Genomic DNA, 2,862 nt, shown 5'->3' on the forward strand with positions numbered 1-2,862 from the left:
CTCCTCGCCGCCATGGCCAACACTGTCGCCGGCTTCGTATGGCAGAGCGTCAACGATCCGGACAGCGCGTTGAAAGCGGCGAAACGCGCACTCGCGGCCTTTGACGGTCACGACCGGCAACTGCCCTGGTTCGAAGTCGCGACGCACAGCCGGATCGGCGAGCTGTGCCTGGAACTGGACCGGGGAGACGAGGCGCACGAGCACTTCGCCGCGACGTTGTCGATCCTTGACGAGTTGCCGGGGCTCAACGCGTTCGAAACCGGATCCAGCGCGGCCCGTGTGCGCAGCGCGATGGTGCTCGCCAACTTGCAGCGCGGCGCCGTGGACGAGGCAGAGCACTGGTTGGATTCGTCCCTGCGCGAAAACGAGAACGGACACGAGCACAACGCCGACGGCGCCGTGCTGCCGATGTTTGGCGTCGCGGCGCGCGCCGAGATCCTGTTGGCCCGGGGCGACATCGACGCCGGACTACGCCTGTGGCGACAGGCCTCTGACGCCCTGCGCGACCCGCAAAACCCGGCTCGTGGCAGCGAGCCGTTCCAGCAGTCCTGGATGCTCGAAATCGAGGCGATGACCGTGATCGCCCACGCGCAGCACGGCAGGCTCGCCCTGGTCGGGCAGCTCGCCGGCCGTCTGCCGCGAACCGCCTCCAAGCTGATCGCGGACACCGTCAACGGTTCGCCGATGTCCTACTCGGACTTCCCGCTGTGTGGAGCGCTGCTGTTGGCCCTGGCCGTGCTCGAACTCGACCGCGGCCGACGCACCGGCGACGCGCGCGCCACCGCGTCGGGCGCGCGAATGGTCGCCCTGGCCGAGCGCTTCCGCTTCACCTGCGGCTTTCAGCCGACCATGTCCGTCGCCCGGGTACGCAGCCTCGCCGAGCAGGCCGACAAGCCGGCGTACACCGAAGCAGTATCGGAATACGCCGGCTTCGACGTGGACGATCTGCGTGCCGCCGCCTCCGCAGCCATACACGCCCGCGATCAATCCACCCAACTCACCCAACCCTCCCAACTCACCCCACTCACCGAGCCGAATCCCGCCTGAACAACGCCCGCGCCCACACATATCCGAGCACTGCAAGCCCAACGCACCAGCCGACGGCGATCAGGCCGCTGTGCCCGATCGCAGTGCCCATCAACAGCCCGCGCAGGGTGTCGATGATCGGGGTGAACGGCTGGTTGTGCGCGAACCACCGCACCGCCTCCGACATCGAACCGGTCGGAACGAATGCACTGCTGACAAACGGCAACAGCTGGACAAGCAGCGTGAACCCGCTCGTGCCCTCGGGATTGGCCGCAGCCAACCCGATCGCCACCGCAAGCCAACTCAGCGCAAGCGTGAGCAACGCGATCAGCCCAGCCGCCGCAAGCCACTGCTTGGCGCCAGCACCGGATCGGAACCCCATGGCCAGCGCAACCCCGACAAGCAGCACAGCGCTGACCATCGTCCGGATCAGCGCCCCGCCCACGTGTCCGGTCAGCACCGTGCCACGCGAGATCGCCATGGTCCGCAGCCGCGTGATGATCCCCTCGGTCATGTCCCGGTTCACGGCCAGTGCCGTCGACGAAGCCCCGTAGCCCACAGTCATCATCAAGATGCCCGGCACGACATAGTCGATGTACTTGCCGCCCGCAGGCGCAGCCGCCAACCCAGCGCCCAACGCCCCGCCGAACACCCCGACGAACAACAGCAACAACATCGCCGGCACCATCAGGGACACGAGGATCGTCACGGGGTAGCGCACAGTGTGCAGCAGATTGCGCCGCAGCATCGTCACCGAGTCGCGCGTGGCGTAAGAAAGGGTGCTCATCGTACGGACTCCTCAGTCTCGTTCCCAGCCGTCTGACTTTCCGCCGGGTGCCCGGTAAGAGCGAAGAACACATCATCAAGATCCGGAGTGTGCACGGACAGCGATTCGACCACGACAGCAGCCGAGTCGAGCTGGTTGAGCAGCCCCCGCAGCGCACTGACACTCCCGTCACCAGGCACATGCAACGTCAACTCGTCCTCAACAGACGCACCCGCACCAACACCAACACCCGCGCCCGCCCCCACTCCCGCGCCCACTCCCACACTCGCCCCCATCCCCACCCCGTCGAGAACGCGCACAGCCGCAGCCAACCCGTCAGCAGACTCGAACCGAAGCTCGATGTGCCCACCGGGCACCCGACGCTTGAGCTCGGCCGCCGTCCCCGTGGCCACGATCCTGCCGTTGTCGAGCACTGCGATCCGATCGGCGAGTTCGTCGGCCTCGTCCAGGTACTGCGTCGTGAGAAAGATCGTCACGCCGCTGTCCGCCAAGTCCCGGATGATCTCCCACATCGTGCGTCGGCTACGCGGGTCGAGCCCGGTGGTCGGCTCATCGAGGAAGATCACCCGCGGCGACCCGACCAGCGTCATCGCCAGATCAAGCCGACGCCGCATACCACCGGAGTACGTGGCGACCCGAGTATCGGCCGCATCAACCAAGTCGAAGCGCGAGAGCAAATCAGCAGCCAGATCCCGCCCGGCAGCACGAGGCAGGTGATGCAGATCGGCCATCAGCAGCAGGTTCTCCCGCCCGGTGAGCAGCCCGTCCACCGCGGAGAACTGCCCGGTAACCCCAATCGCAGCCCGCACCAAGTCCGGCGAACGCCCCGGATCGTGCCCCGCAACACGCACCTGCCCACCGTCAGCGCGTATCAACGTGGACAGGATCCGCACGGCAGTGGTCTTACCAGCCCCGTTGGGCCCCAGCAGGCAGAAAACCGTCCCCTCAGCGACCTGAAGATCGACGCCGTCAAGCACAACCTTCTCGCCAAACGACTTACGCAGCCCGGACACCGTGATCGCCAGCCCAGCCACAGTGCCAGCACCAGT

The 2,862-nt window shown here is 66.8% G+C and carries 2 protein-coding genes and 1 pseudogene; 1 reads left to right on the plus strand and 2 read right to left on the minus strand.

Translation table 11 applies throughout. The features are described from left to right. Positions 1 to 1,047, plus strand: a pseudogene (locus VGS97_RS11340) (AfsR/SARP family transcriptional regulator); the annotation flags it as partial. Here VGS97_RS11340 and VGS97_RS11345 read toward each other — a convergent pair. Further along, complete coding sequence (locus tag VGS97_RS11345; RefSeq protein ID WP_326853325.1) at positions 1,025 to 1,813, minus strand: ABC transporter permease; 789 nt, start codon at positions 1,811 to 1,813, stop codon at positions 1,025 to 1,027. The pseudogene VGS97_RS11340 and the gene VGS97_RS11345 overlap by 23 nt on opposite strands. Beyond that, positions 1,810 to 2,847 carry an ATP-binding cassette domain-containing protein gene (locus tag VGS97_RS11350; protein ID WP_349262091.1) on the minus strand — a complete coding sequence of 346 codons (1,038 nt, stop codon included), beginning with the start codon at positions 2,845 to 2,847 and terminating at the stop codon, positions 1,810 to 1,812. Before VGS97_RS11350 ends, VGS97_RS11345 begins: the two co-directional genes overlap by 4 nt. Positions 2,848 to 2,862: the final 15 nt, after the last annotated feature.

This window comes from Actinocrinis sp. (genome assembly GCF_035946395.1).
Lineage (GTDB): Bacteria > Actinomycetota > Actinomycetes > Streptomycetales > Catenulisporaceae > Actinocrinis.

Bases quoted from the DNA above. Each gene is read 5' to 3' on its own strand.
- VGS97_RS11345 (WP_326853325.1), bottom strand. From the start codon at position 1,813: ATGAGCACCCTTTCTTACGCCACGCGCGACTCGGTGACGATGCTGCGG.